This is a genomic window from Gammaproteobacteria bacterium, assembly GCA_016712635.1.
GTDB lineage: Bacteria > Pseudomonadota > Gammaproteobacteria > SZUA-140 > SZUA-140 > JADJWH01.
In genome coordinates this window covers 376,810-401,473 of the sequence record JADJQS010000001.1, presented here as the reverse complement: position 1 = coordinate 401,473, position 24,664 = coordinate 376,810, and the positions used below count along the sequence as shown (strand labels likewise).

Below are 24,664 nucleotides of genomic sequence, written 5' to 3'. Positions count from 1 at the left end.
GACTTTGCTGTTTGATTCGAACTGGGGGCTATATGCATGCCTTGCGCAAAAGTTTGCATGAAGCATGCCAAGTTGGAGTCCGCGCGCAAAATCGGGAGGGATACCGGGGCTGCCGGGTCGGAAACGTGATCCGTGTCACAAATACGATCCGCCGATGTGTCACCGGTACATGAGAATACGCATTCACCGCCGCGCTCCCTCCCTGGATTACGGCTGAAGACCTGCGGATCTTGAGCAGGTGTTGCTGATTTTCAGCACATTGTGTACCGCAGATAAATAAGGACTAAGTACTAGGAAAGAAGCAAGGGTTACAGAAATCCGGAAATCCGGGGACAGATTTAAATCTGTCCCCGATATCTATGCTATTCCATCCCGAGTTTCTTCAATCGGTAGCGCAGGGCGCCGAAGCTGATGCCGAGCAGGCGGGCGGCGGCGGTCTTGTTGTGTTTCGCCTGTTCCAGGGCGCGCAGGATGGTTTCTTTTTCGATGTTCCCCAGATACGGCTCCAGCGGTATCTCCCCGGCCGTTGACGGCGCGATGTTTGTATTCCCTCTGGCCGCGATGAGCTGCAGGTCTTCTTCCCGGATGGTCCCTTGTTCGCACAGTGTCATCGCGCGTTCAAGGATATTCTCCAGTTCCCGCACGTTGCCGGGGAAGGGGTAGCGCGTCAGCGCCGCGAGCGCGGACTCGGCCAGGCGCGGGAATTCCATTTCGCCGTGCGCCGAGAGTTTCCGCAGGATATGTTCGACGAGCAGCGGTATGTCTTCGGTCCGCTCGCGCAGCGACGGCATGGGGAGTTCGATCACGTTGATGCGGTAGAACAGATCCTGGCGGAAGGCGTTGTCCCTGACCAGTGCGGCAAGATCCTTGTGGGTCGCGCTCAGGATGCGCACGTCGATGGAGGTCTCCTTCTGCTCGCCCACCGGACGGACGGCCTTCTCCTGGATCGCCCGGAGCAGCTTCACCTGCATGTGCAGCGGCAGGTCCGCGACCTCGTCGAGGAACAGCGTACCGCCGTGCGCGGCCTGGAACAGGCCCTCTTTGTTTTGCACTGCGCCGGTGAAACTGCCCTTTCTGTGGCCGAAGAATTCGCTTTCCATCAATGCCTCGGGGATGGCCCCGCAGTTGACCGGCACGAACGTCTTGTCCGAGCGCGGGCCCTGCTCGTGTATCAGGCGTGCCGCGAGTTCCTTGCCGGTGCCGGACTCACCGCTGATATAGACGGGCGCCTGGCTGCGCGCCAGCTTCGCAATCGTGGCGCGGGTGTTCCGCATCGCCGCCGAGTCGCCCAGCAGCGCGAGCGCCGAGCGCTCCGGTTTGTTTCTGTGCCGCAGCTTGAGGGCGGTATTGACCAGGGCACGCAGGGCCTGCAGGTCCACCGGCTTGGAGACAAAATCGAATGCGCCCGCCTTCAGGGCCTGTACCGCCGATTCGACGTTTCCATGGGCGGTGATGACCGCGACGGGGATGTCGGCATAAGCATTCTGGATGTATTCCACCAGATCGATGCCGTTGCCGTCCGGCAGGCGCATGTCGGTCAGGCAGAGGTCGAAGTGTTCGCGGCCGAGCAAGTCTTTGGCCTGGGTGACATCCGCGGCGCAACGGCAGTCGATCTCCATGCGGCCGAGCGTCAGGGCCAGCAGCTCCCTGATATCAGGCTCGTCGTCGACGATCAATGCCAGCGCCCGCGTCATGGTCAGGCGACCTGTCTTCGCCGGGGATCGGCGAAGGTGATGCGGAACCGCCCGCCGCCGACCGGGTTCGGCAGATAGTTCAGCCGCGCCTGGTTGCTGGCGCAGAGTTCGCGCGCGATATACAGCCCCATGCCGGTGCCATCCGCTGCGGTGGTGAAGAACGGTTCGAAGATCTGCTGCTGCAGTTTCGGATCGATTCCGGGGCCGTTGTCCACCACGTCCAGATAGGGATTGTTCGTGTCCGCCACGATGCCGACGCGCAGGGTCAGCCCGTTGCGGCCGTTGGCGGCGCCATGCTTGACGCCATTATGGCAGAGGTTCCACAGGATCTGGTGCAATTGCCCGGGATCCATCTGCACACGCGTGTCTCCGGGCGTCACCTCCAGCCGGATCTCGCCCGGGGTGAGCTCCTCGCTGCTGGTGAATTCGTTGATGAACTGATTGAGCCACGGCTTGAGCAACAGTTCCTCCGGGCTGGCGCGCTGGCGGCGGCTGAGCTGCATGATGTTCTCGATGATCGCGTTCACCCGCTCGGAATGCTCCTGGATGATCTCCGTCAGGCGTGCATCGCCGGAATCGAGGTGTGGCGATTCGGCCAGCAGCTGGCTGGCGTGGCTGATCGCGCCGAGCGGATTACGCACCTCGTGCGCGATGCTCGCGGTCAGACGTCCCAGCGAGGCGAGCTTGAGCTGTTGCGCCTGCTGGGTCAGCGCCGCCATGTCCTCGAGAAAGATCAGCGTGCCGGCGGAGGGATCCATGCCGAGGCGGGCGAATTTCGGCAGGATTTCCGGCGCCGCCTCCGTGGGGCGGAAACTCTGCGGCTCATAGATCGAATTGTTCCACCACTCGCGCAGCTGGCGGTCAAGTTCGGTGGAGACCTGCTTGATCGGCCTGCCTTCCGTCCTGGACGCAAGCTCGAGCAGGCGGGTGGCCGACGCGTTGATCAGGCGTATGGAGAAATTGTCGTCTACCACGAGGATGCCGGTCTGCATGCGCTGGATGACATACTCGGTGAGTTGTGCCATGTTGGCAAGGTCCACGCCGCGCCGCTCCGCCAGCGCCTGGCTCTCGCGCAGCCGGCGCGCAAGCACGTGGGCCAGGATCGCCGTGGCAAAAAAGCTTGCGCCGAGCAGGCCTGCGTGGGTGTAGCTGGTGGTGAGCGTCGCGCCTTCCAGCCAGGAATATACCTGTTCGATCAGCACCGCCAGGCTTGCGATGGCGGCGAACAGGCGCGAGGTGCGGCCCGCCATGATCAGGCTGCCGCCGGCGATCGAGATGATCAGCAGCATACCCAGGCCGCTGCGCACGCCACCACTGGCGTGCATCAGCAAGGTGATCGCGAGAATATCGGACATGATCTGCACGTAGGCCTGGGCGTTGAAGCCGGGACGTCGCCACTTGATCGTGAACAGTGCGCACACGGCGAGCAGGGCATACGCCATGCTGGTCATCGAAAAGAGCGTACCGCTGTATTCGACCGCAGGCAGACGCGGGCGGTCGATGAGGCTGAGCATGACGAACAGGCCGGCAAGGGCCACCCGGAAGTAGTTCAGATAGAGCAGCTGTTTCCAGTCCGAGTCGCTGGCGCGCGGCTGAATGGAGACATCGCTCGGCCGGGAGGGGCCAAGCTGAGCCGAAGTATCGGCGGAAGCCTTCATAAACGGATCTTGCGTGTCGTTGACCGATAGGGATGGTATCGATAAGTATTCGGACAAAGGGGGGTGAAGTTTAGGGCTGCTACTGATCAGGCATGAATTGGCGCATTCAGCGTCAATAAGCCGGCTCGGTGCCCGGGCGATTCGATTCTGATCTGGATCGTGCCCCCGGCTCGATCTGACGGTGCAGGTGGGTAATTAATGCCGGGCCATCAGGCCGTTAAGTATATTTATGTTGGATTAACAACTGGTTATAATTCCCACGTTCGAGAACGACTCGTGGCGGTCGTTGCGATATTTAGATCAATTCAAAATCGGTTTCGCGCCAGTGATTGCCGGAATATTGGCGGCGAGCTAGAATGGGTTTGCGTTGTCGGTGTATGCAACGGGTTAATTTACTAATGCCACAGGATGTGGGAAGAGGCTAATGGGGTATTAGACATGAACGGGTTGAAAGACAGCTCAAGACGCGAGTTTCTGAAGAAGACGACATACGTTGTGCCTGTAGTACTGACCTTGAGCGCCACTCCGGCGCTTGCAGGCCAGGGTTCTCACCACAAGGATCGCGATAAAAATAAAGGCCGCAAGAAGGACAACAAGGACAAATATCGCGGAAAGGATAAAGACAGGAATCGCGGCGGTCACAGGTAACACGCTTAATAAATGCACGCACAAAGGGCCCTCTTGCAGGGCCCTGGTTTTTTCAGTATCGCAAGACTGTTCCGAGCAGTCTGCCCGCAGCAAGAATTCCCGGGTAGTCATGATTACACACCGCACTCCGCCAGTGCTGATGTGTGCCTGCTCATTGCAGTATGGCTGGGGTGATGGTTGCGGAGAGCGCCGCTCGGAATTCGGGGCTAGGATTTCAACAGTACAGTGGTCGGGGTGACACGATTCGAACGTGCGACACCTGCCTCCCGAAGGCAGTGCTCTACCAGGCTGAGCTACACCCCGCGGCGGGATCGGTCAATATGATCGATTGACGGAAAATTCGGCCAGGGCGTACAAGGCCTCCCGATAGGGAGACGCCGGGAGGACCGCGAGCGCGGCAGCTGCCTTGGCAGCCTCATCCCGGGCCGAGCGCGCAGTGTAAGCCAACGCTCCGGTGGATTCAATGGCTTTCAGCACCTCGGCGATCTTTTCCCGGCCGCCATGTTCGATGGCGTCCCGGATGATCTCCGCCTCCCGCGGGTTGCCGCGGCGCAGGGCGTGGATCAAGGGCAGCGTGGGTTTGCCGGCGGCGAGGTCGTCACCCACGTTCTTGCCGATGTGCTGGGAATTCGCTGAGTAGTCCAGCATGTCATCGATCAGTTGAAAAGCCGTTCCCAGATGTCTTCCGTACGCAGCCATGGCGTCTTCCACCTGGGCCGTAGCGCCGCTGACGACGGCACCCACCTGGGCCGCCGCCTCGAACAGCTTCGCGGTCTTGCAGCGGATCACGTCCAGGTAGCGCTCCTCCGTGGTTTCCGCGTCATTGCTGTTCAGCAGCTGCATGACCTCGCCTTCGGCGATGACGTTGGTGGCGCTGGCCATGATCTCCATGACGCGCATGTTCTTCACGGTCACCATCATCTCGAAGGCGCGCGAATAGAGGAAATCCCCGACCAGCACGCTCGCCTCGTTCCCCCAGACCGCGTTGGCAGTTTCCTTGCCGCGACGCAGCTCCGAGGCATCCACGACGTCGTCGTGCAGCAGCGTTGCGGTATGGATGAATTCAATGATCGCAGCCAGATCGATGTGTCTCGATCCACGGTACCCCAAGGCATGCGCGCTGAGCAGCACCAGGATCGGGCGCAGCCTCTTCCCGCCGCTGTTAACTATATAAAAACTCAGTTGATTTATCAGAGCGACCTGGGTCTGCAGGCGCTCGTGGATCAGCGCGTTCACGGCCTCCATGTCCGCAGCGACGCAGGACTGGATCTCATCGAGGCCCATCGAGATCGGAGCGATTTTCAGCGGCGAGTTCACAGGCGGTCAGGATCCCGTACGCATGGCATGGTGGTTGATAATCAAGGGGAAGCGACCCAGTTTAGAGCGCGCGCGCAGGAGTGGCAAGTAGCGGGTATTGCGGCGTTGACCTGTCCCGGGGTATTGGTTAGAATGCCCTGCTTTGCGCACTTCCCGTTGGTTACTGACACATTTTGACGGCTGGAGCTGGATATGTACGCGGTTTTCGAGACAGGCGGTAAGCAGTACCGGGCCCAGGAAGGCGATATCATCCGGGTCGAGAAGCTTGAGGCGGGTGAAGGGGCCTCGATAGCTATCGACAAGGTGCTGATGGTCTCGGACGGGGACTCGATCCGGATCGGCACGCCCTATGTCGCCGGAGGCAAGGTAAATGCCACCGTCAAGGCGCATGGCCGCGGTGACAAGATCCGCATCATCAAGCATCGCCGGCGCAAGCATTACCATCGCGAGATGGGTCACCGCCAGCACTACACCGAATTGCAGATCACCGGGATATCGGCGAGCTGAAATAATTAGGGGCAGGTCACCATGGCACATAAAAAGGCAGGCGGCAGCAGCCGCAACGGACGTGATTCGGAGTCGAAACGCCTGGGCGTGAAGCGCTTCGGCGGCGAGAGCGTGATATCCGGCAATATCATCATCCGGCAGCGCGGCACTCGTTTCCATGCAGGCAGGCACGTGGCCATGGGTCGCGACCATACCCTGTTCGCAGTCGCCGACGGTACCGTGCAGTTCGAGACCAAGGGTCCGCACAGTCGCCGGTATGTCAGCGTAATACCGGCTTGAGCTTGGCGCTGAAGTAGCGCACGAGACCCCGTCCCAGGACGGGGTTTTTTGTTTAGGGGACAGGCAAATATGGCGCGACATGGGGCTGGATGCCCAATGTCATTCCTTTACCGGGATATCGTGATCCTCATAATCCCTTCTTGCCTCCTGTATCCGGGTTGAAAAATGAAATTCGTCGACGAAGTCACCATACAGACCAAGGCTGGCGACGGCGGCAATGGTTGCGTGAGCTTCCGGCGCGAGAAGTTCGCCCCAATGGGCGGTCCGGACGGCGGCGACGGGGGCGACGGCGCCAGTGTCTTTCTGCTCGGCGACGCCAATATCAACACCCTGGCCGATTTCCGCCATGCGCGTTCCTTCAGCGCCCCTCGGGGCGGTAATGGCAGTGGCGCGAACTGCACGGGGCGCAGCGGCGAAGACCTGCTGATCCGGGTGCCGGTCGGCACCATTGTGACCGATGAGGAGACCGGCGAGTGCATTGGCGAGTTGCTCGCGCCGGGGCAGCAACTGCGGGTCGCGCAGGGTGGTTACCACGGACTCGGCAACGCCCGCTTCAAGAGCAGCACCAACCGTGCGCCGCGCAAGGCCACGGCGGGCACGCCCGGCGAGAACCGCCGGCTCCGCCTCGAATTGAAGGTATTGGCCGACGTCGGCCTGCTGGGGCTACCCAATGCGGGCAAGTCCACATTGATCCGTGCCGTCTCCGGCGCACGGCCGAAGGTCGCGGATTACCCTTTCACCACGCTCTATCCGCATCTCGGAGTCGTTTCAGTGGGGCCGCACCGCAGTTTCGTGGTGGCGGACATCCCCGGATTGATCGAAGGTGCATCAGGCGGCGCCGGGCTGGGGGTGCGTTTCCTCAAACACCTCGCGCGTACACGCCTGCTGCTGCATATAGTCGATATCGCCCCGCTCGATTCCGCCGACGAACCGGTGCGCGCAGTGCGCAGCATTGAGCGGGAACTCCGCGAGTTCAGCGCCGAACTCGAAGCGCGGGAACGCTGGCTGGTTCTGAACAAGGTTGATCTGATGCCGGAGGAAGTGAGCACGGCGGTATGCCAGGATGTCCTCCGCAGGCTCGACTGGCAAGGCCCCTATTTCATGATCTCTGCCCTGTCCGGTCTCGGGGTGAGGGAGCTCTGCGAGCGGGTGATGGCGCGACTTGAGCGGAAGGTTGATGAATGACGATGCATGGGCGGCGGCGGAACTGAGGCTGCCGATGACACTGATCGAAGCGTGCGCCATGAAGCACACTTCCATTTGATGGGCGCATCGTTCTCCTGTTGCTGTCTCTGCTGCTTGCAACTTCACGTCAGACACTTGAAACTATTTCGATGAAATCCCGTGTACAACTCGGTCATTCCCAGCGCTGGGTGGTGAAGGTGGGCAGTTCACTGCTGACGAACGAGGGCCGGGGGCTGGACCGTGTCCTGATGGCGCAGTGGGTGGAGCAGATCGCCGCGCTGCGTGGTGAAGGCGTCGAGGTCGTACTGGTCTCCTCCGGCGCAGTTTCCGAGGGCGTGAAACGCCTGGGCTGGGCGCGCCGCCCGCAGGCCCTCCATGAATTGCAGGCCGCGGCCGCAGTGGGTCAGATGGGCCTGATCGAGGCCTATGAGAACTGCTTCCAGCGATTCGGCCTGCACACGGCGCAGGTGCTGCTGACCCACGACGACCTGGCCGACCGCAGGCGCTACCTCAATGCGCGCAGCACGCTGCGCACCCTGCTCGGACTGGGCGTGGTGCCGATCGTCAATGAGAACGACACCGTGGCAGTGGAAGAGATCCGTTTCGGCGACAACGACACGCTGGCCGCCCTGGTGGCGAATCTGGTCGAGGCGGAGCTACTCGTGCTGCTCACCGACCAGCCCGGGATGTATGACCTGGATCCCAGGCATCATCCGGAGGCGCGCCTGATCAGCGAAGGCCGGGCCGGCGATCCCGAGCTTGAACGCATGGCCACAGGCGGCGGCATCGGCACCTGGGGCCGGGGCGGGATGGTGACCAAGGTGCGCGCCGCGGCGCGTGCCGCGCGTTCCGGGGCGGCCACCCTCATCGCCTGGGGCCGCGAGCCCGGGATACTCTCCGGCATCCGGCGCGGCGAGGAGGTCGGCACACTGATCCGTCCGGCACAGGAGCCGCTGCTCGCACGCAAGCAATGGCTGGCTGGGCAGCTGCAGGTGCGTGGTCAGCTGGTGATCGACGACGGCGCCGCGCGCGTACTGCGTGAATCCGGCCGCAGTCTGCTGCCGGTCGGTGTGGTGGATGTCAGGGGAGATTTTGAGCGCGGCGAGCTGGTGGCCTGCATTGATCCGCTTGGGCGCGAGGTCGCGCGCGGGCTGGTCAATTACAGTGCGGATGAGGCACGCAGGATCATGCGACAGCCGAGTGAGCGGATCAAGGAACTGCTCGGCTACGAGGACGAGCCGGAGCTGGTGCACCGGGACAATCTGGTGCTGATCTGATCAGCCGGGCTGGCGGACAAAATTAAGCCGGCATGAGCCGGCTTGCAAGCAGCAGTAGTAGAAAATCGGGTACGGTCAGGCCTGCAGGGCCTTGAGCTGGGCGTTGAGGCGGCTCTTCTGGCGGGCGGCCTTGTTCTTGTCGATGAAACCCTTGCGCGCCATCTTGTCTAGCAGTGGTACGGCCTTTTCGTAGGCGGCGACGGCCTGGGTCTTGTCCTTGGCGCCGAGCGCCTTGACAACGTTCTTGCACACCGTGCGCAACGACGAGCGGAGCGCGGTGTTGTGGGTGCGGTGCTTCTCGGCCTGGCGTGCCCGCTTTCTGGCCTGTGCTGTGTTAGCCAACGATCGACTCCTGTGATTAACTGTCCGGAAGGCGCACAACTATGCTGATTTTTACCTGCCTTGTCAATCGGAAAGACGACTTCCGTCCTCCGCCGTGGAGGTGGTTTGGGCGGTGTGCCTGGGCGGAAGAAAGTGTATATCTGATTGATAATAATAAATAAATGTATTCAATCAAGATGGTTTGCGTGGCGCCGCGCGGAACATGGGCGGAGCGGAGGCAGTGAGTCACGACCTGTTGAGGTCGACCACAGTCGTGGGCGGGATGACGCTGTTTTCACGCGTGCTCGGGCTGGCGCGGGACGTCGTCATCGCGCGCGTGTTCGGCGCGGGAAGCGCGGCGGACGCCTTCTTCGTCGCCTTCAAGATACCGAATTTCCTGCGTCGCCTGTTCGCCGAAGGGTCATTTTCGCAGGCCTTCGTTCCAGTGCTGGCGGAGTACCGCGCGCGGCATACGCCGGAGGAGGTGCGTGATCTCGCCGCCGGCGCGTCCGGAGTCTTGGGCGTCTTGTTGCTTGCGGTTACCGTGCTGGGCATCCTGGCGGCGCCGCTGCTCGTGCTGGCGTTCGCCCCGGGGTTTCTGGCGGACACGGCGAAATACGACCTCACTGTACAGATGGTGCGCCTGACCTTTCCGTACATCCTGTTCATCTCGCTGACCGCGCTGGCGGGCGGCATTCTGAACAGCTTCGGGCGCTTCGCCGTGCCGGCCTTCACGCCGGTGCTGCTCAACCTGTGCCTGATCGCCGCAACGCTGTGGTTGGCTCCGCAGCTGGAGGAGCCGGTGACTGCGCTCGCATGGGGCGTCCTCATCGCGGGTATCGTGCAGCTGCTATTCCAACTGCCCTTTTTGCGCGCCGTCCGTATGCTTCCGCGCCCGCGCTGGCGGCGCGACCATCCCGGAGTACGGCGCATCCTGGGTCTGATGCTGCCGGGCATCTTCGGTTCGTCCGTGGTGCAGATCAATCTCCTGATCGATACGCTGGCAGCATCGTTCCTCGTCACCGGCAGCGTGAGCTGGCTGTATTATTCCGACCGTCTGATGGAATTCCCGCTCGGCGTATTCGGCATCGCGCTTGCGACGGTGATACTGCCGCGCCTGTCCCGGCATCACGCCGCGGACGCGACCGCCGACTACTCCCGTACGCTCGACTGGGCCCTGCGCATGGTGATCGTGATCGGCACGCCGGCAGCGGCCGGGCTGTTCATGCTCGCTGGTCCACTGCTCGCCAGCTTGTTCCAATACGGCGAGTTCGGACAGCACGACGCGCGCATGGCCACCCTGAGTCTGCAGGCCTACGCCCTCGGCCTGCTGGGTTTCATCCTGGTGAAGGTGCTGGCGCCGGCTTTCTACGCGCGGCAGGATGCGGTGACACCGGTTCGTATCGGGATCGTTGCGATGCTGGCCAATATCGTCATGAACGTCGCCTTCGTGGTGCCGATGGTGATATGGGAGTTTCCCGCGCCGCACGCGGGGCTGGCGCTGGCGACGACGCTGGCGGCGTTTCTCAATGCGGCCCTGCTGTATGCACATCTGTACCGGGTGCAATGGTACCGCCCGGCACCCGGCTGGAGTCGCCTCCTCCTGCAGGTGGGTGCCGCCACAGCGGTGATGCTGATTGCGCTCGTGCTGATCCAGGCGGACACGGCCGCGTGGACGGGGCTGGAGTGGCGGGCGCGCGCGCTTCGCCTGGGGATCTGCACGTCGGCCGGGATGGCCATCTATTTCATCAGCCTGTGGCTGCTGGGACTGCGCTGGCGCCACATCGCGCATCCGCCGGGCGCGGCCTGAGGATGCCGTGTTAATCCGCATCACCTTGTTTATAATGGACCATTCCTGATTGATGGGTCACGGTCCAGGCGCGCGTACTGACATGCATTTGATACGAGGATTCCGGCAACGGCATTTCCGCCACAGCGGATGCGTTGCCACCATAGGTAACTTCGACGGTATCCATCTCGGACACCAGGCAGTGCTTGGCCAGGTGGCGGAGAAGGCGTCCGAGCTTGGACTGCCTTCCGTGGTGATTACCTTCGAGCCACATCCCCAAGAGTTCTTCCGGTCGGATAACGCCCCGATGCGGCTGACCGGCTTTCGCGAAAAAATGCAGACACTGCGCCGCTATGCGGTCGACCATGTGCTGTGCCTGCGTTTCGACCGGGCTCTGGCGGACATGCCTGCGCGGGATTTCATCCGCGAGGTGCTGGTCAATTCGCTCGGCGTGCGCTGCCTGGTTATCGGGGGCGATTTCCGCTTCGGCCGCGACCGCCAGGGAGACGTGGCCATGCTGCAGCAGTCGGGTTTCCAGGTGCTGGTGATGCGTGCCTTCGAGATTGGCGGCGAGCGGGTCAGCAGCACGCGCATCCGCGCGGCATTGCAGCAGGGCGATCTCGCGGCTGCGGAGAAACTGCTGGGACGCTGTTACCGCCTTTCGGGACGGGTGGTGGAGGGCGACCGGCGCGGGCGCGAGCTTGGCTATCCGACGGCGAACATCCATATGAACCGGCGCGCCCTCGCGCACTGCGGAACGCGTAGCGCGCCCGTCGTCGGCGTGTTCGCGGTGCAGGTCTTCGGTCTCGAGCGTGAGCCGCTGCCCGGGATCGCGAATATCGGTACGCGTCCCACCGTCGGCGGCGCCCAATGCCGTCTCGAGGTTCATCTGCTGGATTTCGAGGGCGACCTCTACGGCCGCCATCTCCAGGTGGAATTTCTTATACGGCTGCGCGACGAGGCCCGCTTTGACTCGCTGGAGGCGCTCAAGCAGCAGATCCGGCGCGACGAGGCGCGCGCGCGCGAGTTTTTCGAGCGCCGGATGCTCGAGCAGAGACGCCTGGCCGGCATAAACTGAGCGCCCGCGCTTTATAGAAACTGACGCATCATATCCAACGGCGGTTACCGAATGTCCGATTACAAAGACACCCTGAATCTCCCCCAGACCGAGTTCGCAATGAAGGCGAACCTGGCCGCGCGCGAACCGGAATTCATCGCCGAGTGGGAGCGCATGGACCTCTACGCGCGCCTGCGCGAGACGCGCAAGGGGCGGCCGCAGTTCGTCCTGCACGACGGTCCGCCCTACGCCAACGGGGAGATCCACATCGGCCATGCCGTCAACAAGGTGTTGAAGGATATCATCGTCAAGTCAAAAACCCTGGACGGATACGACGCCCCCTATGTTCCGGGCTGGGATTGTCACGGCCTGCCGATCGAGCTGAATGTCGAAAAAAAGGTCGGCAAGGCGGGACAGAAGGTGGACGCGCGCGCCTTCCGCCAGGCGTGCCGCGACTATGCCGCGAAGCAGGTGGACCAGCAGCGCGCCGACTTCAAACGTCTCGGCATCCTGGGCGACTGGGAACGGCCGTATCTGACGATGGATTATGCCTTCGAGGCCAACATCATCCGCGCGCTCGGGCGCATCATCGCGGCCGGACACGTCAACAAGGGATTCAAGCCGGTGCACTGGTGCAGCGACTGCGGCTCGGCGCTGGCCGAGGCGGAGGTGGAGTATGAGGAGCGCACCTCTCCGGCGATTGACGTGCGCTTCGAGGTGCTCGACGAGGAATCACTGCTGGAGCGCTGCCGTCATGTTCCGGGGCATGAAGGACGCGGCCCCGTCTCGGTGCTGATCTGGACCACCACGCCGTGGACACTGCCCGCCAACCAGGCCGTGGCGCTGAATCCCGATTTCGATTACGTACTGGTTCAGTGCGAGACGGCCCGGGGCGGCGAACGCCTGCTATTGGCGGACCAGCTGCTCAAGAATGCCATGGTCCGCTACGGCATTGAAGACTACCGCGTCATCGCCTATTGCAAGGGCGTCGATCTCGAGGGTATCAAGCTCAGGCATCCATTCTACGAACGGGAAGTGCCGCTGATACTGGGCGATCACGTCACCGCCGAGGCCGGCACCGGCGCGGTCCATACCGCGCCCGGGCACGGCCAGGAGGACTACGTGGTCGGCCTGCGTTACGGACTGCAGATCGACAACCCGGTGGATGCGCGCGGCTGCTTCCTGCCGGATACGCCGCTGTTCGCCGGCCAGCACGTGTTCGACGCCAACGGCCACATCATCGAGGAGATCAAGGCGCGCGGCGCGTTGATGCACGCCGAGGCGATCCGCCACAGCTATCCGCACTGCTGGCGCCACAAGACGCCGATCATCTTCCGCGCCACCCCGCAGTGGTTCATCAACATGGAACAGAGCGGGTTGCGCGGCCAGGCGCTGGACGCCATCCGCCAGGTGAACTGGATCCCGCAGTGGGGGCAGGCGCGCATCGACGGGATGATCGAGAAGCGCCCGGACTGGTGCATCTCGCGCCAGCGTACCTGGGGTGTGCCGATCACGGTGTTCGTCCATCGCCAGAGCGGCGAGCTGCATCCGCGCACGGCGGAGCTGATCGAGCAGGTGGCGCAGCGCGTCGCGCAGGGCGGCATCGACGCCTGGTTTGACCTGAAGGCCGAGGAGCTGCTCGGTGTCGAGGTGCGCGACTACGACAAGGTCACCAATATTCTTGATGTCTGGTTCGACTCCGGCGTGACGCATTTCTGTGTGCTGGGCACAGACATGCCTTTTCCGGCCGACCTCTACCTGGAGGGTTCCGACCAGCATCGAGGCTGGTTCCAGTCCTCCCTGCTCACCTCGGTCGCGATGCGCGGTGTCGCACCCTATAAGGCAGTCCTGACCCATGGTTTCACGGTGGACGCGCAGGGGCGCAAGATGTCGAAGTCGCTCGGCAACGTGATCGCACCGCAGAAGGTGGTGAACAACCTCGGCGCCGACATACTGCGCCTGTGGGTTGCGGCGACCGATTACCGCGGCGAGATGAACGTCTCCGACGAGATTCTCAAGCGCACGGCCGACGCCTACCGGCGTATCCGCAACACCGCGCGCTTCCTGCTCGCCAATCCTTAACGGCTTCGATCCGGCGGCGCACCGTGTGGGTTGGGGGGATATGCTTAGTCTGGATCGACGGATTGTGCTACGCGCTGGACGATTACAGAATGAGATACGTCAGGCCTATCAGAATTACGAGTTTCACATCATCTACCAAAAGGCGCACAACTTCTGCGCGATGGATCTCGGCGCCTTCTACCTCGACATCATCAAGGACCGCCAGTACACCACCCAGACCGACAGCCGCGCGCGCGCTCGGCGCAGACGGCGCTGCATCATCTGGTCGAGGCCTTGGTGCGCTGGATCGCACCGATCCTGAGCTTTACCGCCGAGGATATCTGGCAATATATACCCGGCGCGCGTGGCGAGTCGGTGTTTCTGGCGGAATGGTATCAGGTGGCATGCCGAGATTAAAATCGGCACTGACAAACTTGGTTTTGATGAATCAGGTCTGCGGGTAGGAGAGCATATGGATTGGGACCAAATCTGGGAACAGATCATAGAAGCGCGTATGGCAGTCAGTAAGGAATTGGAGAAGCTGCGCGTCAGTGGTGCCATCGGTTCCTCACTCGATGCCGAGGTGGACCTGTATTGCGGCGACAGGCTCCATACGCACCTCGCCGGGCTGGGCGATGAGTTGCGCTTCGTGCTGATCACCTCCTATGCGCGCGTGCACACCGATGGAGACCGGCCGGCCGACGCCGTCGAGGCGGCGGCCGGGGGCGAGCCGTTCTGGATCAAGGTGCTGGCTTCATCCCATCCCAAGTGCGTGCGCTGCTGGCACCACCGCGCGGACGTCGGGAATGACGCAGAACACCCCGAGCTGTGCGGCCGATGCATCGAAAACGTCGCGGGTCCGGGTGAGGAGCGCCGCTACGCATGAGTGAATCAACAGGCGAGCGATCCGGCCGGGATGTGATGAACGGCCGCCACCTGGCGGGCGGGCTGCGCTGGCTGTGGCTGACAGGCGCAGTGCTGATCCTCGACCAGCTCACCAAGTTCTGGATCGCAGCGAACCTGAGTCTCTATGAACGCATCAATCTGCTGCCGTTCCTGGACATTACGCGCGTGCATAACCGCGGTGCCGCCTTCAGTTTCCTGAGTACCGCCTCGGGATGGCAGCGCTGGTTTTTCACCGCGCTGGCGCTTGCCGTCAGCGCGATGATCCTGTTCTGGCTGCGGCGGCTGCCAGCCGGCCAGCAGAGACTTGCCGCCGGCCTTGCGCTCGTGCTGGGCGGGGCTCTCGGAAATCTGTGGGATCGCCTGCAATTCGGCTACGTGGTCGATTTTATCGACGTCTACTATGGAAACTGGCACTGGCCGGCGTTCAACGTCGCTGATTCCGCGATCACCATCGGAGCCGCGCTGCTGATCCTGGACGCGCTGGTGGCCAGGAATAGGGGCGGGGTATAATCAGCGTTCCGGCTTTCCGGCAGCGCGTTTTGTGCCGGCCAACTTGAGGTCACGGTCTTTCATGCAGGTTATCCTTGCCAATCCGCGCGGTTTCTGCGCCGGCGTCAACCGCGCCATCGAAATCGTCGAGCGCGTGCTGGAGATCTTCGGCGCGCCGGTGTACGTGCGCCACGAGGTGGTGCATAACCGCTTCGTGGTGCAGGACCTGCACGAGAAGGGCGCCGTCTTCGTCGAGGAGCTGCATGAAGTGCCCGACGGCGCCACTGTGATCTTTTCGGCCCACGGTGTTTCGCAGGCAGTGCGCAACGAGGCGGCGCGGCGTGGCCTGAAGATTTTCGATGCCACCTGCCCGCTGGTCACCAAGGTCCATCTCGAGGTGGTGCGCCATGCCCAGGCGGCACGCGAGTGCATCCTGATCGGCCATGCAGGCCACCCCGAAGTCGAGGGCACGCTCGGGCAATACACAGACAGCCAGCGCGCGCGCATCTATCTGGTGGAATCAGCGCAGGATGCCCGGCGCCTGCAGGTGCAGAATCCCGCCGACCTCGCCTTCGTTACGCAGACCACACTTTCCATGGACGATACGGCAGAGATCATCGCCATCCTGCGCGCACGCTTTCCCGCCATCCACGGGCCACGCAAGGACGATATCTGCTATGCCACGCAGAACCGCCAGGACGCGGTCAAGCTGCTGGTCCGCCACTGCGATTTAATGCTCGTCGTCGGCTCGCGGAACAGCTCGAACTCGAACAGGCTGCGCGAGATCGCCGAGAAATGCGGTGTGCCCGCGTATCTGATTGATGCTGCGGGTGAGATCCAGCGCGAGTGGCTGGCCGGGAGGAAGGCAATCGGCGTCACCGCCGGTGCTTCCGTGCCGGAGATCCTGGTCGATCAGGTGATAGCGCGCCTGCGGGAGTGGGGTGCGGATACGGTCGAGAACATCGACGGCAACCCGGAGCATGTTATCTTCGCACTGCCCCGCGAGTTGCAAACGGCGCACGGTTAACAATAAGGCGGGGACAGCTTTTGAATCTATCCTCGATTAATACTAGTCTTTATGTTGTTTGTACTCAGCCCTAAGTCCTGAGTTCTCAGTCCTGTCTTTTGCATCACCATTTGTCCGCCGGCAGTTTCTGCCCGCGTGAGTTCAGTGTGAGGGCGCCATCGCTCGTTTGAGCGGCTCCCGGCGTCGCCGTCAGTATCACGCAGCTGTCGATGCCGGTGCCACAAGCGGCTGCCGTAATCGTGTAGTAGCCTTCGGGCGAGGCGGCTTGGGCCGGAAGTGCGGCCAGGTTCGTCGAATAGGTGTTGTTTTCGGTATAAAACCGCTCCTGCCGCACCATGACGTCCATCAGCGCTGTCTGGCCGTCGGCGCGGCGTGCCTTCGTGGTGCTGTTGTTATAGGACGGAATCGCGATTGCCATCAGGATGCCGACGATGGCGATTACCATGACAAGCTCGATCAGCGTAAACCCCCGGGTTCCATTTTTATTCACGGCCTTTTCTCCTTTCGTTCGCCACCGAGTTGCTGACCTGTGGCGGTGTGTAGTCGGCGGGAAGTATCCATACCTCTGAGACGGCGCCGCTGAGCGAGCGGCTGCCCGTCGTTCCGAAGCCGATCTTCATGCCCGGTTTCAGTGACTGCAGCGTGGCAAAGCGGGTGTTCACCGTATATATCCGCAGGTCGCGCGTGACGCGGACATTGACGTCGTTAACTACGATGATCTGCTTGTCAAGATTGATCTGGTCGATCACACCCCAGCGGTCGAATCTCTCCGGGTAGTAATCCGGCAGGCTGGCGGCGAAGGCCGGGAAGCAGAGAAAAAGTGCACCGGCCAGCAGTATGAGTATGTGGAGTTTGCTTTTCATAATGGTGTCTCCGTTACAATTCCGATATGCAGGCTCAGGGCCGGCGCCGGTCACTGGCTGACCTCACGCCAGGACAGGCGACCACGGTCAGTGCTGTCTCCGGCGTCAATCTTACGCACGTCGATGTCACCGTCGTCATCCGGCGTATACATGTAGTCCTCGAGGAAGTTCGAACCGGCTGGGATGCCGTCGAGCCGCACGCCGCTCGGGTTCTTCAAGTTGTCGTCCTCGCCAACCTGGTCGTTCTCATCGACTTCGCCATCATTATTGATGTCGAAGACGGGGCTGTTCGGTTCGCCTCCGTTCACCATCCTGAGCGCCATCAGCCAGCCATAGCCCTGTGTATTGCAGGTGTTGGGATCCGGAATCAGGGTATTGAAGAAGACATATTCGCCGCGGATCTTGGGATCGACGACGACGCGCTCGCCCGAAGTCGGCAGGTCGAAATACCAGCCATACTGCGAGCTGTAGCTGACATCGTGATCCGTTACGACGCGGATGTCCGCGGTCGAGTCGCCGTCCAGCTCCTGTTCGACCAGGCTGGCGCGGGTCAGGGTCGATCCACTGCCCACGTCGTTGTTGTCCCATACGCCGTAGAAGGTCTGTGTACTGGTGCTGGTCTTGTCTCCGTTGACCATGTACTGACCAGTGCCGAAGAAGACCAGGATGTTGGGAGTGTTGTCGATGGTGAGCGAGGTCGCCGGATTGCGTGCGACCACGGGCTTCGAGGTGATCGGTTGCGCCGAACCTGCCGTTGCATTAAACAGCGCTTTGCCGTAGGCGACGCTCCAGGTAGAGTCGTTGTCGGGATCCGACAAGTCGAAGGCCCAGAGGTTGCCTTTCAGGTCGCCGGCGTAAACACGGTCGGCCTTTCCGTTGCCGTCGGTGTCGACCAGGGCTGGCGTGGACAATCCGTTGCGGTCGCCAGAGCTGCCGACGCCGGTCGTGATGACCTTGTAGTCGCCGCTGCTCCAGGTGCGATCCATACCTTCATCCATGTAGAGAATGAACAGTTTGGCCTGCCCGTCGCCCAAATCGTTATAACCGTTACCGATTACGGCCGCCCATTTGTCATTTTCCATCAGCGCCATGGTGGGCTTGCTGAAGGAATGACCGAGGCTGTTGTCATCGTCGCTGGTGAACTCCCATAACACGGTGGAGTTAGCATCAGCGTCCTCGATTCCGTCAGGATCGGTGACGTCGAGAGCGAACAGGCCGCGAGCGCCCGCCCGATATCCGCCGATCAGGACCGTTTTCCAGCTGCTGTTAAGATATACGTCTGCCACCGTCGGGCTGAGATCGACGTAATAGCGATGCTCATACGCCGGGTCTGTCAGGTAGTGCAGGCCTTCACTGGCGGCGCTGGAGAAGAGCATGTTCGGAACGTAGGCGAAGACCTCCTGGCCGTCGGATTCCCGGAATCCGTGCAGCATGCCGTCGTTCGACCCTACATAAATGACCGGGGCGCGCGACGGATTGAAGCTGCCATAGGATCCGCCTCCGAAGGCCGGATCGTCGCTGTAGCCCGATTGTGGCGGGCCGACGTAGACCGGATTTGAGTAGACGATGTCGCCGAGGACATTGGTGCGTTCGCGGAAGAAGTTACCCGCATCCTCGTCGGTGCGTATACCCCGCAGATAATCCAGACGCGCCTGCCCAAGCCCATCGGCAGTGCCGGCGGGGCTCGTGTTCAGGTCGTTCTGCTGCTTGGTAGAAAGATCAGACAGGGTCTTGAACGCGATGCCCTGCTCGCTTGTCTCATTGTAGGTGAATATTACCCGTTCCGACGGTACCATGGCATCGAGTACGTCCGAAGCGTGCCATGCGGGGGTGTCTCCGATAGAGCCGTCCATGGAAAGTTCAAAGGCGAGCAGGTCGCCGTGCCAGTTGTCGGACGGGTTGAAGGTCGCCTGGTAGACCCGGCTGCCGGTGTCGAGGGTTGTGGTATTGAAAGCCACGGCCGAAGAAGAACTGGTGCCGCGTGTGACGCTGGCGAAGGCGTCTGCCAGACCCGATGCAAGGGTTGTCGAGTCCTGCGCGCTGTAGAACTGTCCGCGGCCGTTGTACGCTGTATGCCAGAGGTCGTCGATCTTCTCGGCATCGCCATCGTCCGGATCGGGCCATTCGAAGCCCGCAGCGGTCGGATCGGTATCGGTGGCATCACCTGGGGTCTTGGTGTCGAAGGGGTCCAGCGTGCCGTTGACGCCGAAGGCGACGGTGAAGGTGTTCATGTGCTGATGCCGGGCCTGGTCCTCGGAGTCCTCCCAGACCGGGACGTCATTCGCGAGTGAGGTGGAGAGGTCGCGCTCATAGTAGTGCATGGCGACGTCGGCCAGCGAGTTGCTTTCGCTGTCGCCATACGAATCGCCGTCGAAGTCGGTGTTGTCGTCGCCGTCAGTATTGGACGGGCTCAGACTCGGCGAGCTGCCGTTATAAAAGCCGTCCGTCATCAGGATTGCAAAGTTCTTCTGACACTGGCCACCCTGGGCAGAGGGCAGTATCGGGCAATTCGAGCCGCTGACCCCCATGATATTGCCGGATTTGCATTCAAAGTACTTGCCCGTGTCGCGCAGTTCCGTCTGCAAAGGTGTGCCGCCGCTGGCATTCGACTTGAAGAGCTTCTCGTACAGCTTTTTCTTATTTCCTGTCGTAGGATCAAGGTTCATCGATGCGACCTTGATCTTGACGCTGTTATTATTGTTGATGGTGGCGTAGCCCATGCGCACGCCCGTGATTCCGGCGGCGGACAGGCTGATCGCGGCCTTATTGGTCAGCTCGCGCTTGCGGTAGTAGGAAAACCAGTTGGCGAAGTTCTGGATCTCTTCCGCATACGTGCATACGGGTGCGGCGGCACAGTCGGTGCGATTGGCGCTGCCGGTATAACTCGAAGGCGGTGAGGCCGTCATGTTGGTGGTGACATTGGTGATCTCTACCAGGGTATGTGCGTCCGCAGGATCGACGACACCGTCGCTGTCACTGTCGGTCCAGGTGTAGTAGCGCGCTGGATAGAAATTGGTGACCGTGAAAGCGGCCATCGATGGATAGTCGGTCGCGTAGGACGTATTTTTGTTGGTCAGGTTAACGGTGCCTTCGCTCGATGTATAGGGGTTGACGCGCGCGGCCGTAGGGTCGGCATTGCCGTACGCGACACCGCTGCTGTTGAGTCCTGCCCACGGTGTGTAGGTCACCCCCGGGTTGTAATAGATCGTATTGTAGTTATGGTTCCATGCGCGCCAGACGCCGAGCACGGGCGCGGCTACACCCTTAACGTTGATCATGTACTCTTCCGCAGGGAGCACCCATGTCCAGTCGTTACTGGCCGCCGGATGGGTGTAGTAGTAATCCAGGCTGCCGAGATACATGATGCCGTCGCTCTCTGGCGTCATTAGGCCCCAGTCCATGCTGCCCGAGTCATCGGCCAGGAACACCACGTTGGGCTCAACCGAGGGGCCGACATAGAGCGGGACTTGCGAGATCGTGCCCGGTGCGGCCATGGCCTGCTGGATCCCTGGCGCGAACGTCAAGGCCAGTACGCTGAAGGCGGACAGATAGCGCTGCATTGTGTGTCTGATCTTGTTCATGACGTGACTCCTGAAAGGAAGTGACGGTATCGCATGGGTGTGGCAATAACCTTAAAGGACATTTGATTGAAGGATGACGATAGTGTTGTTCGTGCCTCCGACAGCGCGTGCGGTGACGCGCGCTACGAATGGAGTGGACAAGCCACTGGTCTCGCCGTAACCGCCGAGGTTCAGGTCATCCGTGTCCGTCTGTATCTGGCCCAGAAGTTCAATGATATAGCGCGGCTGCTGTTTGACACCGTCGATCGCACCGGAATACGCCCTGGAGTTGTCCCAGGTGTCCTCATCCAGCACGTCGGGGCGCTCGTCAGCGGGATAGAGTCCCGCATTGGTTCCATTGAAGGCGGCCGCGAGCGATACGATATTGGTCCAGTATTGCTCTCCGTCCCGCAGTGCGGCCTCCGCTGCCTGGAAGGCGAGCGCCTGGTCGCGCGTATTACCGGCCATCTTTTCCTCCAGGGTGGAGGAGGCGATGCCTGTCACGCCGATCAAGGTCATCACGACCAGGATCATCAGGCTGATGACCAGGGTGGATCCTCGTTGACGATCACGGCTACTCTTCATGGCACTCCCCGTCTGCTTAATAATCACAGCTCGCCTCTATTTCTGATCTTGATGGTGGTGTTGAAAATTCGGCGCACGCGCAGATCACCCGCCTCGATGTCTTCGCCGTCGTAGGTATAGGTCTGCTCAGCGGAGGCGATATTGTCTTCGCTACGGATCAGCAGGCTGACGCGCACGCTCACTACGTTATTCAATGATCCGATGTTGTTGGCGGTGACGTAGCGGTTGGCGACACCGTCATTGTCGGTGTCCTCGCCGTAAAGCACCTGCATGTTCTCCACGTCATCGGCCAGTTCCTGCGCCTGCATGGCGCCGCCCGGCTGCGTCGACTGGCGGAACAGCGCCGGCGAGCCGCTGGCCCCGGTGCCGATGTAATAGATGTTGGTGACCAGTCGGCCCACCTGGGCATCGGTGCCGTAGACCCTGGCCAGGTTGGTGTTGATGTTACCCGGGACCCATGCCCCGCCGGAGGCGTGGTCGAGGGTCACGATGCCGGCGGCGCTGGCCTGGCTGGTGACCTGGAAGATCGACGATTGCGAGCAGTCGCTGACGATCATGATGTCGCCGTTGGTAAAGTTGTCTGCATCGACAGCAAATATCTGGGCCGTGGTCGATGTGCTGGTCAGGTTGACGCCGTCGTCCGCGAGCCCGCGAGTGACCAGCACATCGGTTCCATTGACAACCTGCCCCGCGATCAGGGCGTTCAGTCCCGGGGTCCATCCCGCTCCGGTCCATTCGTTGCCCTGGATTCCGGTCGCGTAATCCCAGTTGAATAATGTGGGGGTGTTAATCCCCGCTTCGATGTTCGCCGGGGTGTCCCGGTAGCAGCCGCGATAGCCGGCCATGCGCACGTCCTCGCCGATGAATCCGACGGCGAAGCGGCCGTTCTCCTGAACCCGGGAGGTGGCCTCCAGCAGGCGGTAGGAGGTCTTGCTGCTGAGGAAGATCTGTACCACCCCGGTCAGCAGGATCAGGCTGATGGCGATCGCCACCATTAGCTCGACAATGCTCAGGCCCTGCTGGAATCGCGGCGATCCTGACATGAACTTAACCGGCGTCATAACACGGTCTCCATGGCCAGGGTCTTCGGCGCTTCCTCACCGCGGGTGTCATCCCACTGGATCGTGATCGTGAATGTACCGCCGTTGTTGACTATCGAGCCGTCGCCGGCGGGCAGGATATCTGCCAGCGCCTGTTTCCATTCAAACAGATCGGCGTCCGCCATGTCGGCCGTGGTGCAGTTCGCGCCGACGCCGCTGCAGTCCTGATCGTCGGGATCGTCACCGATATCGATGTCATAGGCGCCCGCCTCGGCAACGGTGCGGTTGGCCCGCATACGGTCGACGATGTCATTCGCCATGATCGTCGCCTGCGAGCGCTGGTAGGCGCTGAAGCTGTAGCGCAAGCCTCCCAGTTGCAGGCCGGCGAGTCCCAGCAGGCCGATCGCGAGTATGATCACGGTAACCAGGACCTCGATCAGGGTGAAGCCGCGCTGCTTGCCCGCGGCGGGTTTGTGAAGTCGCAGTGAGAGCATCCTCGCGTTCCTCCTTAACACTCCGGGTACGGCGTCACGTTGTTCGGCCGGCCGGTGGCGGTGATGTTGATCTGGCGGCCCTGATCGACTCCTTCCATGCAGATACCGATGGATACCGCAGCGCCTCCGTTCAGGAAGCCGCCCGCCGTGTACTGGACGCTGTCCGCCGTACTGTCGATCGTCGGATGGCCTTTCATCGCCGAAAAGACCTGGACCACATCATCCGTGGCGTCGACCAGAACGATCCAGCCATCGTCCCAGCTGTCCCCGTTGCAGCTCGTCTGGTTCGTGCTGGGACAGACTGTGATCGTCCCGCGGCGGTTGATGGCCTCGGAGCGCGCAATATTGAATGCGGTCACCAGGTTATTCGCCTCGGTGGTCAGTCGGTTGTTGCGCATCATGTTGGTGAAGGACGGCACCGCCAACCCCAGCAACAACCCGCCGATCGTCAGTGCGATCAACAGCTCGATCAGGGTGAAACCTGTATGTGCTTTTTTCATGGTTACAGTGATAACACTCGCGCCGCATCGGGTCATGTGAATTCAGACGGGCGGTCCCGGCGGCCGGATAAACGGCCTTATTGCTTGAATCTCCAATGAAAACTACGGAGACCGGGAACTTCCGTCCCTTTCATATCGGCCGCATTTGTGAAATATTTCATATTCCGGTCCGGTACCCGGACCAGAGGATCAGAAGGCGTCAGTTTCGATGGAATGTATCGTTGTCGGGGGCGGGATCATCGGCATGTTGTGCGCTCGCGAGCTGGCGCGGGCGGGGTGCCGCGTGCGCATCGTCGAGCGCGGCGCCCTCGGCGGTGAGTCCTCCTGGGCGGGCGGCGGCATCCTCTCGCCGCTTTATCCGTGGCGGTCGCCCGAGGCGGTTACGGTTCTCGCTGACTGGGGGCAGCGTCATTATCCAGGGCTCGCGCGGGAACTGATCTCCGATACCGGCATCGATCCGGAGTGGGACCCCAGCGGACTGCTCGTGCTTGACGCCGCGGACGCCGATGCGGCGACGAACTGGTCGGTGCAGCATCAGGTCGCGCTGGAACAGATCGAGGATCCGGCCCGGATCTCCGCGCTCGAACCCGCGTGCAGGGTGACGAAGCGCGCACTCTGGTTTCCCGGGGTGGCGCAGATCCGCAACCCGCGCCTGATCCGCGCCCTGCGCGACGATCTGGTTCGCCGTGGTGTGCTGCTGAGCGAGCAATGTCCCGTGACCGACGTCCTGCAGCGCGACGGCCGCATCGTCGGCGTGCGCACCGAACACGACACCTTGCGCGCCGACACCGTCATCGTCGCCGCCGGTGCCTGGAGCGCACGAGTGCTGGGTATGCTCGACATCCGCATCGAGGTCAGGCCCGTGCGCGGGCAGATGCTGCTCTATCTCGCCCAGCCAGGATTCATCCGGCACATCCTGATCGAGGCTGGGCATTACGCGATCCCGCGCCGCGACGGTCGTGTGCTGGTCGGCAGCACGGTGGAGGACACCGGCTTCGACAAGGAGACCACGCCGGATGCGCGCGAGGAACTGCGGCAGGCGGCGGAAGCCCTGGTCCCCGGACTCGCGCGCTGTGAGATCGAGCAACACTGGTCCGGCCTGCGCCCCGGCGCGGCGAACGAGATTCCTTATATAGGTCCAGTGCCTGGAGTGCAGGGCCTGTTCCTCAACGCCGGGCACTTTCGCAATGGACTTCTGCTCGCGCCGGCGAGCGCGCGGCTGATGGTGGATCTGATTCTGGGGCGTGACAGTGAAGTGGATCCCTCGGCCTACAAGGTCGACCGATAAGCCTCGACATAGTCGGAGTCTCAACATTGACCCGTCCCCCTCAATGGGAGGCGTATACGCTCGAATCCCAGTTATTACCTCAGTGGCGCCGGTCCTGGCATCTGCGGCATTGCCCTTAA

Annotated in this window: 21 protein-coding genes, 1 tRNA gene and 1 pseudogene; 11 read left to right on the top strand and 12 right to left on the bottom strand. The window is 61.9% G+C overall.

The annotated features are described in order from the left end of the window. Positions 1–362: 362 nt before the first annotated feature. Together IPK65_01725 and IPK65_01720 are read right to left on the bottom strand one after the other, a co-directional pair. Positions 363–1,694: a sigma-54-dependent Fis family transcriptional regulator gene (locus IPK65_01725; GenBank protein ID MBK8161897.1), complete on the bottom strand. Its 1,332-nt coding sequence runs from the start codon at positions 1,692–1,694 to the stop codon at positions 363–365. A gap of 2 nt (positions 1,695–1,696) precedes the next feature. Next, entirely contained in the window at positions 1,697–3,136 is a 1,440-nt protein-coding gene (locus tag IPK65_01720) for a histidine kinase (GenBank protein MBK8161896.1), read from the bottom strand. Between the two features lie 654 nt (positions 3,137–3,790). On the opposite strand from IPK65_01720, the gene IPK65_01715 reads away from it, so the two are divergent. After that, on the top strand, positions 3,791–4,000 hold the full coding sequence (locus IPK65_01715; GenBank protein MBK8161895.1) for a hypothetical protein: 210 nt from the start codon (positions 3,791–3,793) through the stop codon (positions 3,998–4,000). 226 nt (positions 4,001–4,226) lie between these two features. Here the strand turns inward: IPK65_01715 and IPK65_01710 are convergent. Together IPK65_01710 and ispB are read right to left on the bottom strand one after the other, a co-directional pair. Further along, positions 4,227–4,303 (bottom strand) — tRNA-Pro (locus IPK65_01710). 12 nt (positions 4,304–4,315) lie between these two features. Further along, complete coding sequence (gene ispB, locus IPK65_01705) at positions 4,316–5,284, bottom strand: octaprenyl diphosphate synthase (protein ID MBK8161894.1); 969 nt, start codon at positions 5,282–5,284, stop codon at positions 4,316–4,318. Between the two features lie 225 nt (positions 5,285–5,509). On the opposite strand from ispB, the gene rplU reads away from it, so the two are divergent. The 4 genes from rplU (at position 5,510) to IPK65_01685 (ending at position 8,565) form a co-directional block, all read left to right on the top strand. Further along, positions 5,510–5,824, top strand: a complete 315-nt coding sequence (gene rplU / locus IPK65_01700) for a 50S ribosomal protein L21 (protein ID MBK8161893.1) — start codon at positions 5,510–5,512, stop codon at positions 5,822–5,824. 21 nt (positions 5,825–5,845) lie between these two features. After that, entirely contained in the window at positions 5,846–6,103 is a 258-nt protein-coding gene (gene rpmA, locus IPK65_01695; protein MBK8161892.1) for a 50S ribosomal protein L27, read from the top strand. 165 nt (positions 6,104–6,268) lie between these two features. Then, entirely contained in the window at positions 6,269–7,288 is a 1,020-nt protein-coding gene (gene cgtA, locus IPK65_01690) for an Obg family GTPase CgtA (protein MBK8161891.1), read from the top strand. Positions 7,289–7,437: 149 nt separating this feature from the next. Further along, positions 7,438–8,565, top strand: coding sequence for a glutamate 5-kinase (locus tag IPK65_01685; GenBank protein MBK8161890.1), 1,128 nt, complete (start codon positions 7,438–7,440; stop codon positions 8,563–8,565). A 75-nt stretch (positions 8,566–8,640) separates the two neighbouring features. Here IPK65_01685 and rpsT read toward each other — a convergent pair whose 3' ends face one another. Further along, entirely contained in the window at positions 8,641–8,907 is a 267-nt protein-coding gene (gene rpsT / locus IPK65_01680) for a 30S ribosomal protein S20 (GenBank protein ID MBK8161889.1), read from the bottom strand. Positions 8,908–9,109: 202 nt separating this feature from the next. Here rpsT and murJ point away from each other — a divergent pair, with 202 nt between their 5' ends. The 5 genes and pseudogenes from murJ (at position 9,110) to ispH (ending at position 16,215) form a co-directional block, all read left to right on the top strand. Further along, complete coding sequence (gene murJ, locus IPK65_01675; GenBank protein MBK8161888.1) at positions 9,110–10,696, top strand: murein biosynthesis integral membrane protein MurJ; 1,587 nt, start codon at positions 9,110–9,112, stop codon at positions 10,694–10,696. Positions 10,697–10,778: 82 nt separating this feature from the next. Beyond that, the gene (gene ribF, locus IPK65_01670; protein ID MBK8161887.1) at positions 10,779–11,753 is read left to right on the top strand and encodes a bifunctional riboflavin kinase/FAD synthetase; all 975 of its coding nucleotides are present in this window, start codon (positions 10,779–10,781) and stop codon (positions 11,751–11,753) included. 51 nt (positions 11,754–11,804) lie between these two features. Beyond that, a pseudogene (gene ileS, locus IPK65_01665) lies at positions 11,805–14,679 on the top strand (isoleucine--tRNA ligase). A 35-nt stretch (positions 14,680–14,714) separates the two neighbouring features. Next, a complete protein-coding gene (lspA, locus tag IPK65_01660; protein ID MBK8161886.1) occupies positions 14,715–15,209 on the top strand; it encodes a signal peptidase II in 495 nt (164 codons plus the stop codon). Positions 15,210–15,270: 61 nt separating this feature from the next. Further along, complete coding sequence (gene ispH, locus IPK65_01655; protein ID MBK8161885.1) at positions 15,271–16,215, top strand: 4-hydroxy-3-methylbut-2-enyl diphosphate reductase; 945 nt, start codon at positions 15,271–15,273, stop codon at positions 16,213–16,215. A 103-nt stretch (positions 16,216–16,318) separates the two neighbouring features. Here the strand turns inward: ispH and IPK65_01650 are convergent, their stop codons facing one another. Genes IPK65_01650 through IPK65_01620 form a run of 7 tightly spaced genes read right to left on the bottom strand, consistent with a single transcriptional unit; the run spans position 16,319 to position 23,257 of the window. Continuing rightward, complete coding sequence (locus IPK65_01650) at positions 16,319–16,660, bottom strand: type IV pilin protein (protein MBK8161884.1); 342 nt, start codon at positions 16,658–16,660, stop codon at positions 16,319–16,321. Positions 16,661–16,697: 37 nt separating this feature from the next. Continuing rightward, positions 16,698–17,078 carry a hypothetical protein gene (locus IPK65_01645; protein ID MBK8161883.1) on the bottom strand — a complete coding sequence of 127 codons (381 nt, stop codon included), beginning with the start codon at positions 17,076–17,078 and terminating at the stop codon, positions 16,698–16,700. Positions 17,079–17,128: 50 nt separating this feature from the next. Beyond that, positions 17,129–20,659, bottom strand: a complete 3,531-nt coding sequence (locus IPK65_01640) for a hypothetical protein (GenBank protein MBK8161882.1) — start codon at positions 20,657–20,659, stop codon at positions 17,129–17,131. A gap of 51 nt (positions 20,660–20,710) precedes the next feature. Then, positions 20,711–21,223 (bottom strand): pilus assembly protein PilX, encoded by a 513-nt coding sequence (locus tag IPK65_01635; GenBank protein ID MBK8161881.1) that lies wholly within the window; start codon positions 21,221–21,223, stop codon positions 20,711–20,713. Positions 21,224–21,246: 23 nt separating this feature from the next. Beyond that, complete coding sequence (locus IPK65_01630) at positions 21,247–22,266, bottom strand: PilW family protein (protein MBK8161880.1); 1,020 nt, start codon at positions 22,264–22,266, stop codon at positions 21,247–21,249. Positions 22,267–22,280: 14 nt separating this feature from the next. Then, a complete protein-coding gene (gene pilV, locus IPK65_01625; GenBank protein ID MBK8161879.1) occupies positions 22,281–22,757 on the bottom strand; it encodes a type IV pilus modification protein PilV in 477 nt (158 codons plus the stop codon). Between the two features lie 14 nt (positions 22,758–22,771). Next, positions 22,772–23,257 carry a GspH/FimT family pseudopilin gene (locus tag IPK65_01620; GenBank protein ID MBK8161878.1) on the bottom strand — a complete coding sequence of 162 codons (486 nt, stop codon included), beginning with the start codon at positions 23,255–23,257 and terminating at the stop codon, positions 22,772–22,774. A 208-nt stretch (positions 23,258–23,465) separates the two neighbouring features. On the opposite strand from IPK65_01620, the gene thiO reads away from it, so the two are divergent. Beyond that, positions 23,466–24,545 carry a glycine oxidase ThiO gene (gene thiO, locus IPK65_01615; protein ID MBK8161877.1) on the top strand — a complete coding sequence of 360 codons (1,080 nt, stop codon included), beginning with the start codon at positions 23,466–23,468 and terminating at the stop codon, positions 24,543–24,545. Positions 24,546–24,664 lie beyond the last annotated feature (119 nt).